Raw genomic sequence first — 16,709 nt, forward strand, 5'->3', positions numbered from 1 at the left:
TCATGTCGAAGAAATCCCGCTCAAAACTCTGGTTTCTGGTCCATAGCTGGCTGGCGCTGCCCATCTGGTTCTTTGTATTGATCGTCTGTGTGACCGGCACGCTGGCGGTGGTCAGTCAGGAGATCGTCTGGCTCGCCAACCCGCAAATGCGTGCCAGCCCACCTTCGGACGATGCGCCGCGGCTCAATTATGACGAGATCATCGCCGCCATCAAAAAAGCCGAACCACAGACGCTGGTCGAGCGCATCAGCCGCCCTGACGAGTCGCACTTCGCCCTGGACGTGGAAGTCCGCTATCCGGACGGACGCTCGGTGACGGTCTACGTCAATCCTTACAGTGGCGTCATCCAGGGCACTGCCCCGCAGTTCAATTTCAAGGCCTTTACCCGTGCACTGCATGGCTGGTGGCTGGTCCCATTCACCAACGGCTACAGTTGGGGCTGGTATCTGGTGTCGTTCCTCGGACTGCCGATGCTGGCTTCGCTGGTGACCGGGCTGGTGGTCTACAAACGGTTCTGGAAAGGCTTCTTGCGACCGACCCTGCGCTTTCGTCATGGCGCGCGGATTTTCTGGGGCGACTTTCACCGGCTCAGCGGCATCTGGTCGATCTGGTTCATTGCGGTAATCTCGATCACTAGTGTCTGGTTCCTGATCAAAGCGGCTCTGTACGATAACCAGATTTCGATTTCCACTGCACCGGTCGCACCCGTCGTTGCGCGCGAGAGCGTACCGCTCACCATCGATGGCGCACCGGCACCGATGATTAGTCTGGAGCGTGCGATCCTCGAGGCCAAGGAACGCATTCCCGGTCTGGAAGACAGCTCTGTCAGCCTGCCCGCCAATGCCTATAGCCACCTTTCTGTGAGCGGACGCAGTTGGTACCCATTGATATTCCAGAGCGCCGAGGTCAACCCTTATACCGGTGACATCGCCGCCACGCGCCTGCTGTCAGACCGTTCGGGTCTGGAGCTGGTGACCGAATCCATGCGACCGCTGCACACCGGCGATTTCGGCGGTATCTGGATCAAACTGATCTGGTTCTTCTTCGGCCTGATCCTGAGCATGATGGTTCTCAGCGGCCTGTTGATCTGGACCAAACGCACCGCCCTGGCCACGGCCAATGCCCTCAAGCGCAGCAATAAGCGTCCACGGACGGCGGTGGTCAGTCCGCCCGCCCCGGCCATGAGCCGCGAAGTCACGGAGGTCAGCTGATGAACCCGGTCACAGCAGAAAAACCGCGCTCGCCGCTAAGCCGTTTCTGGCACACATGGCGCTTCCACATCAACGCGCTGCTGTTGCTGGTGCCACTGGGATTCATGCCCAAGTACTTCGCCGACGCGGCGCTGTTTCGCGGTGACACCGGTCTGGGTCAGCGGGAGATCGGTGAAGTTCAGGTCGGCCCCTGGAGCTTGCGCCTGGCCGAATTTCGCAACGAAGGCCCCATATCCGACGGCCCGGCCGGCCCCATCAAGTACTTCAACGCGGCGCTCTGCGACAGCTGTCGCGATCAGGTCAAGGCAACTTACCTGCGCATTGGCAAACCACGCAGCTTGCGCGCCGCCGGGGTGATTTTCTTCGGCACACCGTACCGCATGGGCGCCGGGGTGCCGGTGCCTGAAAAGACCAAAACCGACGCAGAGCTGTGGATCACCATGGAAGGCTGGGACGGTGCCATGCACCAAGCGTCCATCCCCTTGAGCCAGGCATCCCCGGCCACCCTCGCATGGCTGAACAAACAAGGAGGCAAACCATGATCAACGCTTTTCGCCCTCTGCACGCCGTTTTACTGGTGCTCTGCGCCGCCCTCAGCACCAGCGCCCTGGCCCATAACCCGATGTGCGAATGCAAAGCCATCGACGCCGAACAGATTCAATGCACCGGCGGTTTTTCCGACGGCAGCGGCGCACCGGGAGTGACCCTGGACGTGATCGGCTACGACGAAACCATTCTGGTGCCGGGCAAGCTCGGCAGCGATTCGACCCTGACATTCAAGAAGCCCGGCGCTGAGTTCTATGTGCTGTTCGACGCCGGTCCCGGCCATGTCGTCGAGATCGACCAAGCCGACATCGAGGCGCCCTGAACGTGAGCATGACGTCGCCCACCACCCAAGTTGTTCGCCCGGCCGGTGCCGGCCATGAAACCCTCTATGTGTTGCTGTTGTGCCTGATGATCCTCGCGGTTGCCGGCTCGGTGGTCGCCTGGCGTGGCGAGGCTCAGGAAGTGAGCAGCGTTGGCAGCCATCAACTGGATGCCCGCCGTGATCTGAGCGCATCCGAGCAAGGTATTTACGCCGACCTGCGGGTCACGCTGGATGAAATTCATCTGTTGCGTCAGGAACAGCAAGCACTGCCCACGCCCGCCACCCTCGCCGATGAAGGCTTTGCGCCGTTTGCCCAGGACGCCAGCTCTGTCAGCCGCGGCGGCCATGCCTGGCAGTTACTGGACGCCAAGGCGTACTTCGGCCAGAGCCAGACCCCAACCGTCGCCGGCTCGTTTTTGATGCGTTTGACCGCTGAAGACGACTCCGCACCAGACATCTGGCTCAACCGTGGCAGTGCCCTCCCCGTTCCGAACGATCTCACCGACGCTGCGCTCAACGGCGCCGGCTGGCAGCAGATCGTCGCGCAATTCGATGCCGGCGTCACCCGCCAGCATCGGCATTGAACCCTCGCCTTCACCCGAGAGAAGACCGCTTTCCCATGCCTAGTTCATCTCAATGTCATTCCTTTTTTCGCCTGTTGCTGGTCGGCCTGTTTGCCTGTTTGCTGACACCTTTGGCCAGTGCCGACGAAGCCAAGCGCCTGCGCATCGGCATCACCCTGCACCCTTATTACAGTTACGTGGCCAACATCGTCGGTGACAAAGCCGAAGTGGTGCCGCTGATCCCGGCCGGTTTCAATCCGCATGCCTACGAGCCGCGGGCCGAAGACATCAAACGCATCAGCGGGCTGGACGTGGTCGTGCTTAACGGCGTGGGCCATGACGACTTCGCCGACCGCATGATCGCCGCCAGCGAAACCCCGAACATCAAGGTGATCGAAGCCAACGAAAACGTGCCCCTGCTGGCCGCCACCGGCGTTGCTGCCCGCGGTGCCGGCAAGGTAGTCAATCCGCATACGTTCCTGTCGATCAGCGCTTCCATTGCCCAGGTCAACAACATCGCCCGGGAACTGGGCAAGCTTGACCCGAACAACGCCAAAACCTATACCCAGAACGCCCGCACCTACGGCAAACGCCTGCGACAGATGCGCGCCGATGCCCTGGCAAAACTGACCCAGGCGCCGAACGCCGAGTTGCGCGTGGCCACGGTGCATGCGGCCTACGACTATTTGCTGCGCGAGTTTGGCCTGGAAGTGACTGCCGTGGTCGAGCCGGCCCACGGTATCGAACCGAGCCCCAGCCAGCTGAAAAAGACCATCGATCAACTGCGGGAACTGGACGTGAAAGTGATCTTCTCGGAGATGGATTTCCCGTCCACTTACGTCGAGACCATCCAGCGTGAGTCCGGAGTGAAGCTGTACCCGCTGTCGCACATTTCCTATGGCGAATACACCGCCGACAAGTACGAAAAAGAAATGACCGGCAACCTCAACACCGTGGTCCGGGCAATTCAGGAGTCCGGCGCATGACGGCTAAAGAAACCATCACTGAATCCCCTGTGGGAGCGGCGGTGCGGCGATCCGACTTGCTCGCGAAGAGGGAATATCCGTCGACATCAATGTTGACTGACCCACCGCATTCGCGAGCAGGCTCGCTCCCACAGGTTTCGGGGCCGACGCTGGATTTCGCCGAGGTCAGCCTCACGCTGGGTCGCACGACGATCCTCGACAAGGTGACCTTTCAAGTCCGGCCCGGCAGCGTGCACGCACTGGTCGGCCCTAACGGTGGCGGCAAGAGTTCGCTGATCAAAACCCTGCTCGGGCAGATGCCGCATCAGGGTCGTTTGAGCCTGCAATGGCCTGGCGAACCGGGGACCATCGGCTACGTGCCCCAGGCGCTGGAATTCGATCGCGGTTTACCGATGACTGTCGATGACTTCATGGCCGCCATGTGCCAGCGGCGCCCGGCGTTCCTCGGGTTGAGCAAACACTACGCGGCGGCCATCGGCGAAGCACTGGAACGGGTCGGCATGCAGGACAAACGCAAGCGGCGCATGGGCGCCCTCTCCGGCGGTGAGCGCCAGCGCGTTTTGTTGGCCCAAGGATTGATTCCGGAGCCACAGTTGCTGGTGCTCGATGAGCCGATGTCGGCCCTCGATGAGGCCGGCATTCAGGTGTTCGAACGGTTGCTGGGCGACTGGCGCAAGAGCGGCATCACCGTGCTGTGGATCGAGCATGATCTGGAAGCGGTCGGGCGACTGGCGGACCGGGTCACCGGTCTCAATCGCCGGGTGCTGTTCGATGCCACACCGAAACAGGCGCTGACCCCGGAGCGACTGCTGACCTTGTTCTCGACCCATCCCCGGAGCGCTGCCTGATGAGTTACGAAGCCTTTCGTTTAATGGTCCAGGGTTGGGCCTCGTCGGGTTACCTGCCGGAAGCACTGGCCTATGGATTTGTGGTCAATGCCCTGCTCGCCGGGCTGCTGATCGGCCCGGTGTTGGGCGGTTTGGGTACGCTGGTGGTGGTCAAGCGCTTCGCGTTTTTCTCCGAAGCAGTGGGCCACGCGGCGCTGACCGGCGTGGCCATCGGAATTCTGCTCGGTGAACCCTACACCGGGCCTTATGGCAGCCTGTTCGGTTACTGCCTGTTGTTTGGCATTTTGCTCAACTACCTGCGCAATCGTACTGGTCTGGCACCGGACACGTTGATCGGTGTGTTTCTCTCCGTATCGTTGGCGCTGGGTGCGAGCCTGCTGCTGATCCTGGCCGGCAAAATCAACGTGCACATTCTGGAAAACGTGCTGTTCGGTTCAGTGCTGACGGTCAATGGCAATGACCTGCTGGTGCTGGCCATCGTTGGTTCGCTGGTGATGGCGCTGGCCCTGCCGCTGTACAACCGCATCATGCTCGCCAGTTTCAATCCGCAACTGGCGGCGGTGCGTGGTGTGGCGGTGAAGACTCTGGATTACCTGTTCGTGATTCTGGTGACCCTGATCACCGTGGCGGCGGTGAAAGTCATCGGGGCGATTCTGGTCGGCGCACTGTTGGTGATTCCAGCGGCGGCCGCACGTTTGCTCAGCCAGTCGCTGAAGGGGTTCTTCTGGTGTTCGGTGTTGATCGCCACGGTGAGCACGCTGTGCGGAATTCTCGCGCCGATTGTCTTTGACCTGCCTATCCCTTCCGGTGCCGCGATCATTCTGGTGGCCGGTATCGCCTTCGCCCTGGCCGCCATCGCTCGCGGCATCGTCCCAAGTCTGAAAGGGAATCTCGGATAAATGTCTTTTTCTCTGCGTCAATTGACCCTGGCATTGACCTTCACATTGCCCCTGTGTGGGCTGGTCACCACACCGCTGCTGGCGGCTGACAGCGCCAAACCGTTGCGCGTGCTCGCCTCCCTGCCCATCACCTACGGCCTGGGCGAAGTCCTGCTCCAAGGCACCGACGTCAACCTTGAACGTGCGGCGCCAGCGAACCTCCCCGGCAGCCGGCAAACAGCTTACTTCACAGGGCGTGGTGCCCCTGCGCTGGCCAAACTGTCGACCGACGCCGATGCGGTGATTGGTCTGCGGTCGCTGTGGGCGGATGACCCGCTGTACCCGATCTCACGGCGCAGCAATATCCGCATCATTGAAATCGACGCCGCCCGCCCGGTGGACGGCGCTCTGCCTGGCATCGCCGTGCAGCCTGGCAACAAGGTCGACGGTTTGAACAGTCAGCCTTGGCTGGCCAGCAACAACATGGGACGCATGGCGGATGTGATGGCGGCAGACCTGGTGCGCCTGGCGCCAGCGGCCAAACCGAAGATCGATGCCAACCTGGCAGCACTCAAACAGCGCCTGCTCAAGCTCAGCGCTGACAGTGAGTCACGCTTGGCCGATGCCGACAATCTGAGTGTGATGAGCCTGAGCGATCATTTCGGCTACCTGATCGGCGGCCTCAACCTGGAGCTGATTGGCCTTGATGCACGACCGGATGCCGAGTGGACACCGCAGGCGCTCAAACAACTGGGTGCGACGCTCAAGGACAATGATGTGGCGGTGGTGTTGCATCATCGCCAGCCGTCGGACCCGGTGAAAGCGGTGATTGCCGAGGCCGGCAGCCGGTTGGTGGTGTTGAGTATCGATGCGGCGGATCCGGTGGCCGAATTGGAAGGGAATGTGGACTTGGTGATCAGGGGGTTGAGCGGGGTGTAACATCAGTTGGACCGCGTTATCGTTCATCGCGGGCAAGCCCGCTCCCACAGGGATTTGTGGTGTTCACTCTATTTATGCAACAACACCAATCCACTGTGGGAGCGGGCTTGCCCGCGATGGCGGTCTGACAGGCAACACAAATTCCAGACCTGAAAAAGCCCGCTGACCTTACCGGTTCAGCGGGCTTTTCGTTCCCAGGCGCCGCAAAGGAATGCAGCCAGAGACGCTCCGCGTCTCACTTGACAGCTCAGTGAGCCACAGCCGCCTGTTCTTCCATTTTCTGGCGCAGGCTCAGTGGACGCATGTCGGTCCAGACCTCTTCGATGTAGGCCAGGCAATCCTTTTTCAGGCCACTCTTGCCCACGGTGCGCCAGCCTTGTGGCACGGCTTTGTAGTCGGGCCAGATCGAGTATTGCTCTTCGTGGTTGACCACGACCTGAAAGAGGATGTCCTCGCGGTCGAATACTGACGTCATGCTGTCTCTCCATCGCTGTAGGGTGGGCTGCGCGGCGTGCGCAGCCGTTATGTAGAAGGAACGTTCAAGGCACCAAAAAATTTAGAGACTGGCGATGGCTGCGGCCATGGCCCTGCCGAAAATGTCGGCAACCCGATCGATTTCTGTGGCAGTGATCACCAGCGGCGGCAGGAAACGCACGACACCGCCGTGACGCCCGCCCAGCTCAAGGATCAACCCACGCTTGAGGCATTCGCGCTGCACCAGCGGCGCCAGACGACCGAATATCGGCGGATGGCCTTGAGCGTCCGGCACGCCAGCCGGATCGACCAGCTCAACGCCCAGCATCAAGCCGCGTCCGCGAATATCGCCCAGTTGCGGGAAGTCCCGTTGCAGGATGTGCAGGTGTTCACTCAAGCGCTCGCCCATGGCGGCGGCGTGCTCGCAAACCTTGTGCTCTGTCAGGTAGCGCATTACCGCAGAGCCTGCGGCCATCGCCATCTGATTACCGCGGAAGGTCCCGGCATGGGCGCCCGGCAGCCAGGTGTCGAGCCAGTCGCGATAGACCACCACCGCCAGCGGCAAGCTGCCGCCAATGGCTTTGGACAGCACTACCACGTCCGGAATGATCCCGGCGTGCTCGAAGGCGAACATCTTGCCGGTGCGGGCAAAGCCGCTCTGGATTTCATCGACGATCAGCGCTACGCCGGCGTTCTCGGTGATGCGTCGCAAGCCGCGCAGCCAATCGAGATCGGCCGGAATGACCCCACCCTCGCCCTGCACCGCTTCGACGATCACGGCAGCAGGCAATTGCACTCCGGCCTCGGGATCATTCAGCAGGTTTTCCAGGTAACTCAGGTTGACCTGCACCCCCTGCGCGCCGCCGAGCCCGAACGGGCAACGGTAATCGTAGGGATACGGCATGAACTGCACGCCACTGCTGAGTAACGCACCCAACGGTTTTTTCGGCCCCAGACTGCCCATCAGGCTCAGCGCGCCCTGACTCATGCCGTGGTAACCGCCCTGGAACGACAAAACCGTGCTGCGCCCGGTGGCGGTGCGCACCAGTTTCAGCGCGGCTTCCACCGCATCGGTACCGGTGGGGCCACAGAACTGGATCTTCGCTTCAGCGGCCAATGCCGGCGGCAACAGACCGAACAGGTCCTGAACAAACTGATCCTTGACCGGCGTGGTCAGGTCGAGCGTGTGCAGCGGCAGTTCATCGGTCAGCACCTGCTGGATCGCTTCGATCACCACTGGATGGTTGTGCCCCAGGGCCAGAGTCCCTGCACCGGCCAGGCAATCGATGAAACTACGGCCTTCGACGTCTTCGACATAAATGCCCTTGGCACGCTTGAGTGCCAGGGGAATTCGCCTCGGGTAGCTGCGAGCATTCGATTCCTGCTGGCTCTGACGGGCCAGCAATGGCGATTCATTGAACTGATAAAGCGTCTCGGCAGGCGTCGAGACGCTCCGGGCCGGCTGATCTTCGATAAGGCTGGTAGCGACTGACATCTCTCGATCCCTCAATACGCTGTTGATAGTGACCAAAACTGCACACCGGGCAGGTGCGCGTTCCGGTCACGGGGCGCACTTGCAGGTTTTCCTGTTCTGGAAACGCATCAGGACCTCAAGGATTTAGACCCTCGATCAGCTTTCTATGAAGGTGGCGACAGCGCCTTGTGCATGGGAATGGCGTGGAGTCCCGCCACGGTGAAGGTTTCAGCGCAAGCCCGGTAACCCAGACGGTGGTAAAACGCCTCGCCGGTACGAGTGCTGTTGAGCCGCGCCTGAGGCAAACCCTGAGCGATCAACCAGGTTTCGAGATCGTGCACCAGCGCTTGTCCGGCGCCTCGCCGAAACCATTCCGGCTGCACGTAACAAAACGCGACCTTACCGCTGATTGCCGCCATGGCAACGCCGATCGGTTTGTCCTGCAACAGGGCGATGTTCAGGTACAACCGCGAGTCGGCCAGCCAGGGTTGCACGTGTTCGATGGTTTTGTTGTGAGTCCAGGTGGCGACGGTTCGCGGATCGTTGCGGTGGTCCAGCGCGCAGCCGACGCGAATGGAGCGCTCGACGATCCGGCTGATGATCCCGGCGTCGGCAGGCGTTGCCTTGCAGATGTGTATCGATGCATCCATGGCGCTGTTACCTCAATCCATTGAGTCAAAGCTGCCGGGGACGATAACGCTGTGGGGGGCCGGGTGGCTAATGGAGAGACGTTACATTTGGTGTGCAACACAGAAACAGTGTGGGAGCGGGCTTGCCCGCGATGAGGCCATAACATCCAACATCTATGTTGACTGTTACACTGCCATCGCGGGCAAGCCCGCTCTCACAGGGTTTTGTGTTGGTTAGACCGGTTGCAAAGGCATCGTCAATTCAACCCGCAAGCCATCCGGCCGGCTGTCGAAATGCAGGGTGCAGCCGCAGCGCTGGACGATGGCCTGGACAATCGCCAGACCGAGGCCGCAACCGGTGCTCTGGCCGTTGCGCCAGAAGCGTTGGGTCAGGTGTTGCAGGTCATCTTCGGCAATCCCCGGGCCGTGGTCGCGGACCAAAAAACGCACGCGATTGTCGGTGGTTTCCAGGCTCAGCTCCACTGCTCCATCGCCTGGGGTATGGCGCAGGGCGTTGTCGAGCAAGTTGCGCAACGCGGCAATCGACAGCACCGCGGGCATTTGCAGCGGCGCATCGGAGAATGTGGCCGGCAACTGAAACTTGATCCGCTGACGATCACCGCTGGCCGCATCCTGAATCGCCAGTTTCGCCACCTGCTCGGCGCTGCACTGCACGCCATCATCGAACGACAGACTGCCCTCGACGCGCGCCAGCAGCAGCAATTGTTCAAGCGTGCGGTGCAGCCGGTCGGCGCCCTCTTCAGCCCGCGCCAAGGACTGATCCCGGGCACTGCCTTCGGTCATGCGCGCCACTTGCAGATGGGTTTTGATGGCGGTCAGCGGGCTGCGCAACTCGTGCGCGGCGTCACCGGTCAGGCGCCGTTCACGCTCGATTGTCTTGCCGATACGCTGGAACAACTGATTCTGGGTTTCCAGCAGCGGCTGCAACTCGCTGGGCAGTGGCTGGATTTGCAACGGCTCCAGAGAATCGGCACTGCGCCGCATCAGCGCATCGCGCATACGATTGAGCGGTGCTAATCCCTGACCGATGCCGAGCCACAACAGGCACAGGCAACCAAGCAGCGCCACGCCGACCGGCACCGAGGCCGCCAGCAGAATGGACATGTTCAGCGCTTCGCGCTCGATCTGCCGGTCGGCGGTGGTAATGCGCACATCACCGCGCGCCAGGGTGAAGCTGCGCCAGGGTGCGCCGTCGATCATTTGATCGTGGAAGCCCATTTTTTCGGCTTCCAGGGTTTGTTCGGGGCTGCTGTGACTGCGGGCCAGGATTTCGCCGCGCAACGAACTGACCTGACAGGCCATGCCGCCAGGAATGCTCAGCTGTTCAGCGCTGAAATGGGTCCCCTCGCCCTTGCTCGGCAACGCCGGCAGTTGCTCCAGCAGCCCGGCCACCATCCGCGCCGACGCCACCAGCCGCTGGTCGAGGGAAAACATCATCTGATTGCGCAGATCACTGAGCATCCAGGCGGCGGCCAGGGCCCAGATCAGCGCAAACGCGGCGCCGAGGGTCAGGCTCAGCCGCAAACGCAGGCTCATCACTTCGATTGCTCTCCGCCATCGGCCGGCCCCAGGCGATAGCCCAAGCCACGCACCGTCTCGACAATGCCATTGCCGAGTTTGCGCCGCAGGTGATGGATATGGACGTTAAGGGCGTTACTTTCCAGTTCGTCGTTGAAACCGTAGACGCTGTCCTTCAGTTGCTCGGTGGACAATACCCGACCGCGATTGTGCAGCAAGGCTTGCAACAGCGATTGCTCACGGCGCGACAAATCCACCGATTGGCCGCCGAGCAGGGTTTCGCGGCTGCTCGGGTCGTAGGTCAAACGACCGTGTTCAATCAGATTGACGCTGCGCCCCGCCACTCGTCGTAACAAAGTGTGCAAGCGCGCGGCAAGTTCGCGCAGGTCGAACGGTTTTAGCAAGTAGTCGTCGGCACCGGCTTGCAGGCCGTCGACCCGGTCGGTGACCGAATCCCGCGCGGTGAGGATCAGCACCGGGATTTCCAGGCCATGGTGACGCAACTGCTGCAACAGCTTCAGGCCATCTTCATCGGGCAGGCCGAGATCGAGCACCATGACGTCGAATTCGGCGACCTTGAGCATCGCCCGGGCAGCCGAGGCGGTGGCCACGTGCTCGACCGTCAGGCCCTGAGCGGTGAGGCCGGCGACAATGCCGCTGGCGATCAGCTCGTCGTCTTCGCAAACCAATACGTGCATGGAGGCTCCCTGAGCAAAAATATGAGTCAAACAGGTGAGGATTAAGGCCAAATTATGACGAGTGATACGACAGACGAGAAGCGTATTCGTGATATTTAACCACAGACACAAAGTACCCAATCATTATAAACAACACCTAACAAATATATCCTCATTCAATCCGAAACACATATCTCGGTTTAAACTCGAAACAAACAACCCTGTTAAAACATATTTTAAACCTCAATTTTTTACATTAATCTGGCACCACAAAACGGCAGCACTGGCACACCCAAAACGTTTAAAACACGCTTCCATATGGAAGCACTCTTTAAATCCTTTGAAAGGAATCAAACAAATGACAACCATAAAAAACTTCGTCGCCGTCGACTGGCGCAGTGGGCCCGATCGCATTTATTTCTTCTTCAAGGACACTAACACCTACTCTCGCTTTAACCTTGGAGACAACAGGGTCGAGGAGAATCACCCTACCGCTGTTGACGATCACTGGGATGACTTCGACAAACACGTGAAAGACCTACGCTTTGGATTCAACACCTCGGGCCTTAATTGGAAGCAGGTTAACGAAGGCGATATAACCTGGTTTTTCTACTACGAAGGCAATACACCGATGGTATGCAAGTACCAACAATCGAGTGACAAGGTTGTTTTCAAAAAGCCCATTTCACAAACGGAGTGGGGAGTATTGCTACCTTATTTCGACCGAATCGTCGGTGTCATGTGGAATGAAAATGCGGACATCAAGCACACTTTCTGGATACTATTGAACGACGGAAACTATATCATCTATAGTCCATGGTCGGAAATACTTAGGGTCTATCCCCTCAAAAACTCTGCGTGGCAGGAACTGGAGCAATACAAAGATCGCATGATTACCGCAGTATTGAACGACCACCCCCTACTCAAAACTTATTTTTACATCTTCCTGACCGATAATGAATACCTGAGGTATGACGTTCAATCTGGAATACAAGGCCCAATCTCTGTCAATGAAGACTCGTGGCCGGGTTTGATTCAAGACTAACTAATCGCCCACAGATAAAACAGGCACGATCATTAATAAACGAATCGTGCCTTGTGCGTGATGAAACCACCGGCAAGACAGCCAACGGGCCATCACTATTTCGACGAAAACCAAACAACCCGACAATTGTAAAGAACCGCTTGGTAAAAGGTGCATTCAGGGTCAATGACGCCACCCGGCTCCTATTGATACGCGACCGAGGACTCATGTAACCGGTGGACTGAAATAGGATATCGCTTCCTCGATGTCCACGTAGGGCGCGGTTAATCATCGGTTAATCGCCGCCCGCCACTGTGCTCCTCACTTGCACAGGGATAAGGCTTACCCATGCGTCGACTGTTTTTATTATTTGTCCTCTTGATCTCGGGTGTGGCCCAGGCTGGAACGAATCCGTTCGAGACCAAACCCGAGTTTCTTCAGGTGGAAAAGGCGTTCATCTTCACCTCCGAACGCCTTGAAACCGGGGAAACCCAGCTCTATTGGCAAATTGCCGACAATTATTATCTGTATCAGAAACGCCTGAAATTCGACGGTCTGGCCCCGGAGCAAGTGCCGGTTCTGCCCGAGGGCGAGTCCCACAGCGACGAGTTCTTCGGCGAACAGCAGGTCTATCGCCAGGGCCTGGAACTGAAGATTCCGGCCGGAGCCACTGGTCAGATCAAAGTAGGCTTCCAGGGCTGCGCCGATGCCGGTTTGTGTTATCCGCCGCAGACTCAAGTGGTCGACCTTGGCGCAAGTAACGTCCTTACCGCGTTTAATGAAGAAGCGCCCGACCAGGCTCTGGCCAGCGGCCTTCAGCAACGGGCGTTGGGCTGGAGCCTGCTGGTGTTCTTCGGCTTGGGGCTGCTGTTGGCGTTCACGCCTTGTTCGTTGCCGATGCTGCCGATTCTGGCGGGTTTGATCGTTGGCAGCGGTGCCACGCCCAAACGCGGTTTTGCCCTGGCCGGCAGTTACGTGACCAGCATGGCGTTGGTGTATGCGGCGATGGGCGTTCTGGCTGCGCTGCTTGGCGCGAACCTTCAAGCCCTGCTGCAGAATCCATGGCTGTTGGGCAGCTTTGCGGCGGTGTTCGTATTGCTGGCCTTGCCGATGTTCGGTTTCTTTGAGCTGCAGTTGCCGGTAGCCGTGCGAGATCGGCTGGAGCATGTTTCGCGCAATCAGCGCGGTGGCAGCCTGATCGGTGCCGGTGTACTCGGGGCTTTGTCCGGCCTGCTGGTCGGTCCGTGCATGACCGCACCGCTGGCGGGGGCCTTGCTTTATATCGCGCAGAGCGGCAATGCGCTGCACGGCGGGCTGATTCTGTTCGCCATGGGTATCGGCATTGGCGTGCCGCTATTGCTGCTGGTGACTGTCGGCAATCGTTTCCTGCCCAAACCGGGTGCGTGGATGAACCTGCTCAAGGGTGTATTTGGCTTTCTATTCCTCGCCACGGCACTGCTGATGCTGCGGCCGGTGCTGGCTGAATCATTGTGGCTCGGTCTGTGTGGCGCCTTGTTGCTGATCGCCGCCTACAGCGCCTGGAAGCAGTCGCAAGGATTTGGCCGAGTTGCCCACCTGTTCGGCGCCAGTTCACTGCTGTTGGGACTTTGGGGCAGCCTGTTGGTGGTGGGTGCGGCGGGTGGCAGTGACGATCCGTATCAGCCGTTGCAGGTGTACAGCGCCGACCGTACTGGCGCTGCCGCGCCGAGCGCGCATGAGGCATTCACCACGGTCAGGGAGCCCGCTGTACTGCAACGCGAACTCGATGCGGCCAAAGCTCAGGGTCAATGGGTGCTGCTGGACTACTACGCCGACTGGTGTGTGTCGTGCAAAGTCATGGAAAAACAGGTCTTCGGCAAACCGCAGGTCCTGGAAGCGCTCAGCGATGTGCGCTTGCTACGGCTGGACGTCACCGCCGACAATGCCGCCAGCCGCGAACTGCTCGGCCGTTATAAAGTGCCGGGGCCGCCAAGCTTGTTGTGGATCGGCCCTAATGGTGAAGAGCGTCGCAGCCAGCGCATCACCGGTGAGGTCGATGCCGGCACCTTCCTGCAACGCTGGACCACCACCCGAGACGCTCGTTAATGCTGACTTTTACCCTCGGCACCTTTGCCATCGCGCTTAATCACCTGCTGCTGATCAGTGCCCTGGCGCTGGCGACCTTTGTCGGCTGGCGGGTGGCCAAGCGCGGTGGCGAGAACCCGGAGTCGGTGCTGTTCAGCCTGTTCCTGCTGGGCATGCTGGCGGCCCGGGTCGGTTTCGTGATCGCCTACTGGGCGCAGTATCGCAACGATCCGTGGCAGATCATCGACCTGCGCGACGGTGGTTTTCTCGCCTGGCCCGGGGTGGTCGTGCTGTTGCTTGCCGCCCTGTATCGAGGCTGGCGTCGCCCGGCCCTGCGTCGCCCGTTGGGCTTTGGCGTGGCCAGTGGTCTGGCGTTCTGGTTGCTGGCGACGTTCTCCCTGAGTATTTACGAACAAGGCACGCGCCTGCCGCAGATCACCCTGCGCAATGCCGCCGGCCAAACCATACAGCTCAGCGACTACCAGGGCGGGCCGCTGGTCATCAATCTTTGGGCCACCTGGTGCCCGCCGTGCCGCCGGGAAATGCCGGTGCTGGAAAACGCCCAGCAACAGCGTCCGGACCTGACCTTCCTGTTCGTCAATCAGACCGAAAGCATGCAGAGCGTCAGCACCTTCCTCGAAACCCAGGGCCTGAGCCTGACTAACGTGCTGTTCGATGGCAGCGGTCGATTGAGTCAGGCCGTGGGTTCCATGGCATTGCCGACTACGCTGTTCTATAGCCCCGACGGGCACCTGCTGGGCAGCCATCTGGGCGAACTCTCTGAAGCCAGCCTGGCCCGCGCCCTGGAAAACTTCGACACCCCGAACCCGGCCACCTCGGCCACGCCTTCAAGGAAATTGCCATGCTCCGCCTCCGCCACCTGCTGACGTTAACCCTGGGTGCCGCCTTGCTGCACCTGCCGTCGGTACAGGCCGAAGAATTGCCTGAAGCGATCAAGAAGATCGAAGCCAAGGGCGCCAAAATTGTCGGCACCTTCGACGCGCCCGACGGCCTGCGCGGTTACGCGGCGCAGTACCAGAACCGTGGCATGGCGCTGTACCTGACCCCGGACGGCAAACATGTATTGCTAGGCAATTTGTACGACGCCGAAGGCAATGACCTGAGCAGCGCGCCGTTGCAAAAACTGGTCTACGCGCCAATGGCCAAGGAAGTCTGGGGCAAGATGGAAGCGAGCAACTGGATCGGTGACGGCGACAAGGACGCACCGCGAATCGTCTATCTGTTCAGCGACCCGAATTGCCCGTACTGCAACATGTTCTGGGAACAGGCGCGGCCGTGGGTCAAGGCCGGCAAGGTGCAGTTGCGGCACATCATGGTCGGCATCATTCGCGAAGACAGCCCGGGCAAATCCGCCGCGCTGCTGGCCGCCAAGGACCCGCAAAAAGCGTTGGCAGACCACGAGAAATCCGGCAAGGACAGTTCGCTCAAGGCGTTGAAAGACGTGCCGCCGGCCATTCAGGCGAAATACGCGGCGAACATGAAGTTGATGGAAGACCTGGAGTTGGCCGCCACCCCGGCGATTTTCTACATGGACGACAAGGGTCAGCTGCAACAGCAGCAAGGCGCGCCGACGCCGGAGAAGTTGGTGAAGATTCTCGGGCCCAAATAGCAAGATCAAAAGATCGCAGCCTTCGGCAGCTCCTACACCGATCTCATGTAGGAGCTGCCGAAGGCTGCGATCTTTTTTATCACGCGCTACATGAATTTCTGTCGGCCAGAAACTTCAGCAGCACCTCGGTAACGAATGCCGGACTCTCCAGATTGGAGATATGCCCCGCCTCCGGCACCAGCACATACGGGCAACCGATCAACTCGGCCATTTCTTTGGTTTCCGACGGCGGCCGCGGTTTGTCCTGATCGCCGCACATCAACAGCGTGGTTTCAGGGTTCAGTTCACCCAGACGCGGCAGCAAATCATCACGACCAAAGGTAATCCGCCCCATCGGCACGATGCTTTGACGCAGGCGGTCAGCCGGCTGCGCAGCCAATTTGGCGCGAAAATCCTGATACAGCGCCGATTGCGGATCGATGCCCGGACGGAAGAAGATCGGCACAATAATGTCGAGCAGTTGCGACGAGATCACACCCGTGTCTTCGATCTGCTTGAACAGCGAGAAATAGTATTGGCGGGTCGGTTCCGGTTCGACGCCAACATAGGTGTCCATCAGCACCAGACCGTTGAGCCGCTGCGGTGCTGACAGAGCCAGTCGAACACCCCACATGCCACCCACCGAAAGACCGACCAGCGTGACGCAATCGATGTCCAGATGATCGAGCAATGCCAGTGCCTGGCGCGCCACGTCATCCAGCGACGTCATGCATTCGGGTATCCGCCCGGATTCGCCATGGCCCCACAGGTCCAGGGCGATGACCCGATAGTGCTGCGACAACGCCGCAATCTGTGGTGCCCACATGGCTTGGTCCCACAGGTAACTGCCGGCCAGCAGAACCGCAGGGCCTGTGCCTTTATCTATGTAGTGAAGCGCTTGTCCATCAACCGTTACGAAGGGCATT

18 protein-coding genes are annotated in these 16,709 nt (G+C 60.0%); 12 read left to right on the forward strand and 6 right to left on the reverse strand.

Annotated elements, in window-relative coordinates:
• The first annotated feature begins 2 nt into the window (after positions 1 to 2).
• The 8 genes from JFU11_RS26670 to JFU11_RS26705 all read left to right on the forward strand — a co-directional run bounded on the left by JFU11_RS26670 (position 3) and on the right by JFU11_RS26705 (position 6,293).
• Positions 3 to 1,211 carry a PepSY domain-containing protein gene (locus JFU11_RS26670; protein ID WP_201062599.1) on the forward strand — a complete coding sequence of 403 codons (1,209 nt, stop codon included), beginning with the start codon at positions 3 to 5 and terminating at the stop codon, positions 1,209 to 1,211.
• Entirely contained in the window at positions 1,211 to 1,753 is a 543-nt protein-coding gene (locus JFU11_RS26675; protein WP_201062600.1) for a hypothetical protein, read from the forward strand. The genes JFU11_RS26670 and JFU11_RS26675 overlap by 1 nt, the downstream gene beginning before the upstream one ends.
• Positions 1,750 to 2,079 carry a hypothetical protein gene (locus JFU11_RS26680; RefSeq protein WP_123723240.1) on the forward strand — a complete coding sequence of 110 codons (330 nt, stop codon included), beginning with the start codon at positions 1,750 to 1,752 and terminating at the stop codon, positions 2,077 to 2,079. The genes JFU11_RS26675 and JFU11_RS26680 overlap by 4 nt, the downstream gene beginning before the upstream one ends.
• A gap of 8 nt (positions 2,080 to 2,087) precedes the next feature.
• Positions 2,088 to 2,663, forward strand: a complete 576-nt coding sequence (locus JFU11_RS26685; RefSeq protein WP_123723239.1) for a DUF6162 family protein — start codon at positions 2,088 to 2,090, stop codon at positions 2,661 to 2,663.
• Between the two features lie 35 nt (positions 2,664 to 2,698).
• Positions 2,699 to 3,628: a metal ABC transporter substrate-binding protein gene (locus JFU11_RS26690; RefSeq protein ID WP_201062601.1), complete on the forward strand. Its 930-nt coding sequence runs from the start codon at positions 2,699 to 2,701 to the stop codon at positions 3,626 to 3,628.
• Positions 3,629 to 3,717: 89 nt separating this feature from the next.
• Positions 3,718 to 4,476, forward strand: a complete 759-nt coding sequence (locus JFU11_RS26695; RefSeq protein WP_187326511.1) for a metal ABC transporter ATP-binding protein — start codon at positions 3,718 to 3,720, stop codon at positions 4,474 to 4,476.
• Positions 4,476 to 5,375, forward strand: coding sequence for a metal ABC transporter permease (locus tag JFU11_RS26700; protein ID WP_007906536.1), 900 nt, complete (start codon positions 4,476 to 4,478; stop codon positions 5,373 to 5,375). Before JFU11_RS26695 ends, JFU11_RS26700 begins: the two co-directional genes overlap by 1 nt.
• Entirely contained in the window at positions 5,376 to 6,293 is a 918-nt protein-coding gene (locus JFU11_RS26705; protein ID WP_201062602.1) for a zinc ABC transporter substrate-binding protein, read from the forward strand. It abuts the gene before it with no gap.
• A 247-nt stretch (positions 6,294 to 6,540) separates the two neighbouring features.
• Here the strand turns inward: JFU11_RS26705 and JFU11_RS26710 are convergent, their stop codons facing one another.
• The 5 genes from JFU11_RS26710 to JFU11_RS26730 form a co-directional block, all read right to left on the reverse strand.
• Positions 6,541 to 6,768: an MbtH family protein gene (locus JFU11_RS26710; RefSeq protein WP_123723235.1), complete on the reverse strand. Its 228-nt coding sequence runs from the start codon at positions 6,766 to 6,768 to the stop codon at positions 6,541 to 6,543.
• Between the two features lie 81 nt (positions 6,769 to 6,849).
• Positions 6,850 to 8,262: an aspartate aminotransferase family protein gene (locus JFU11_RS26715; RefSeq protein WP_123723234.1), complete on the reverse strand. Its 1,413-nt coding sequence runs from the start codon at positions 8,260 to 8,262 to the stop codon at positions 6,850 to 6,852.
• 143 nt (positions 8,263 to 8,405) lie between these two features.
• Positions 8,406 to 8,891 (reverse strand): GNAT family N-acetyltransferase, encoded by a 486-nt coding sequence (locus tag JFU11_RS26720; RefSeq protein ID WP_123723233.1) that lies wholly within the window; start codon positions 8,889 to 8,891, stop codon positions 8,406 to 8,408.
• Between the two features lie 213 nt (positions 8,892 to 9,104).
• Entirely contained in the window at positions 9,105 to 10,430 is a 1,326-nt protein-coding gene (locus tag JFU11_RS26725; RefSeq protein ID WP_123723231.1) for an ATP-binding protein, read from the reverse strand.
• Entirely contained in the window at positions 10,427 to 11,107 is a 681-nt protein-coding gene (locus tag JFU11_RS26730) for a response regulator (RefSeq protein WP_038982275.1), read from the reverse strand. Before JFU11_RS26730 ends, JFU11_RS26725 begins: the two co-directional genes overlap by 4 nt.
• 337 nt (positions 11,108 to 11,444) lie before the next feature.
• On the opposite strand from JFU11_RS26730, the gene JFU11_RS26735 reads away from it, so the two are divergent.
• From JFU11_RS26735 to dsbG, 4 genes are all read left to right on the forward strand, one after another.
• Entirely contained in the window at positions 11,445 to 12,131 is a 687-nt protein-coding gene (locus JFU11_RS26735) for a hypothetical protein (protein WP_201062604.1), read from the forward strand.
• A 327-nt stretch (positions 12,132 to 12,458) separates the two neighbouring features.
• Complete coding sequence (dsbD, locus tag JFU11_RS26740) at positions 12,459 to 14,195, forward strand: protein-disulfide reductase DsbD (protein WP_201062605.1); 1,737 nt, start codon at positions 12,459 to 12,461, stop codon at positions 14,193 to 14,195.
• Positions 14,195 to 15,061: a TlpA disulfide reductase family protein gene (locus JFU11_RS26745; protein WP_201062606.1), complete on the forward strand. Its 867-nt coding sequence runs from the start codon at positions 14,195 to 14,197 to the stop codon at positions 15,059 to 15,061. Before dsbD ends, JFU11_RS26745 begins: the two co-directional genes overlap by 1 nt.
• A complete protein-coding gene (gene dsbG, locus JFU11_RS26750; RefSeq protein WP_201062607.1) occupies positions 15,037 to 15,804 on the forward strand; it encodes a thiol:disulfide interchange protein DsbG in 768 nt (255 codons plus the stop codon). Before JFU11_RS26745 ends, dsbG begins: the two co-directional genes overlap by 25 nt.
• 79 nt (positions 15,805 to 15,883) lie before the next feature.
• On the opposite strand, the gene JFU11_RS26755 is transcribed toward dsbG, so the two are convergent.
• Entirely contained in the window at positions 15,884 to 16,708 is an 825-nt protein-coding gene (locus JFU11_RS26755; RefSeq protein ID WP_201062608.1) for an alpha/beta fold hydrolase, read from the reverse strand.
• Between the last annotated feature and the right edge of the window lies 1 nt (position 16,709).

It is taken from the genome of Pseudomonas sp. TH37 (assembly GCF_016650735.1).
In the GTDB taxonomy this organism is placed as follows: Bacteria; Pseudomonadota; Gammaproteobacteria; order Pseudomonadales; family Pseudomonadaceae; genus Aquipseudomonas; species Aquipseudomonas farris.

Coding starts and splice junctions, on each gene's coding strand:
- JFU11_RS26670 (WP_201062599.1), top strand. CDS start 3: ATGTCGAAGAAATCCCGCTCAAAACTCTGGTTTCTGGTCCATAGCTGG.
- JFU11_RS26675 (WP_201062600.1), top strand. CDS start 1,211: ATGAACCCGGTCACAGCAGAAAAACCGCGCTCGCCGCTAAGCCGTTTC.
- JFU11_RS26680 (WP_123723240.1), top strand. CDS start 1,750: ATGATCAACGCTTTTCGCCCTCTGCACGCCGTTTTACTGGTGCTCTGC.
- JFU11_RS26685 (WP_123723239.1), top strand. CDS start 2,088: ATGACGTCGCCCACCACCCAAGTTGTTCGCCCGGCCGGTGCCGGCCAT.
- JFU11_RS26690 (WP_201062601.1), top strand. CDS start 2,699: ATGCCTAGTTCATCTCAATGTCATTCCTTTTTTCGCCTGTTGCTGGTC.
- JFU11_RS26695 (WP_187326511.1), top strand. CDS start 3,718: ATGTTGACTGACCCACCGCATTCGCGAGCAGGCTCGCTCCCACAGGTT.
- JFU11_RS26700 (WP_007906536.1), top strand. CDS start 4,476: ATGAGTTACGAAGCCTTTCGTTTAATGGTCCAGGGTTGGGCCTCGTCG.
- JFU11_RS26705 (WP_201062602.1), top strand. CDS start 5,376: ATGTCTTTTTCTCTGCGTCAATTGACCCTGGCATTGACCTTCACATTG.
- JFU11_RS26710 (WP_123723235.1), bottom strand. CDS start 6,768: ATGACGTCAGTATTCGACCGCGAGGACATCCTCTTTCAGGTCGTGGTC.
- JFU11_RS26715 (WP_123723234.1), bottom strand. CDS start 8,262: ATGTCAGTCGCTACCAGCCTTATCGAAGATCAGCCGGCCCGGAGCGTC.
- JFU11_RS26720 (WP_123723233.1), bottom strand. CDS start 8,891: ATGGATGCATCGATACACATCTGCAAGGCAACGCCTGCCGACGCCGGG.
- JFU11_RS26730 (WP_038982275.1), bottom strand. CDS start 11,107: ATGCACGTATTGGTTTGCGAAGACGACGAGCTGATCGCCAGCGGCATT.
- JFU11_RS26735 (WP_201062604.1), top strand. CDS start 11,445: ATGACAACCATAAAAAACTTCGTCGCCGTCGACTGGCGCAGTGGGCCC.
- dsbD (WP_201062605.1), top strand. CDS start 12,459: ATGCGTCGACTGTTTTTATTATTTGTCCTCTTGATCTCGGGTGTGGCC.
- JFU11_RS26745 (WP_201062606.1), top strand. CDS start 14,195: ATGCTGACTTTTACCCTCGGCACCTTTGCCATCGCGCTTAATCACCTG.
- dsbG (WP_201062607.1), top strand. CDS start 15,037: ATGCTCCGCCTCCGCCACCTGCTGACGTTAACCCTGGGTGCCGCCTTG.
- JFU11_RS26755 (WP_201062608.1), bottom strand. CDS start 16,708: ATGCCCTTCGTAACGGTTGATGGACAAGCGCTTCACTACATAGATAAA.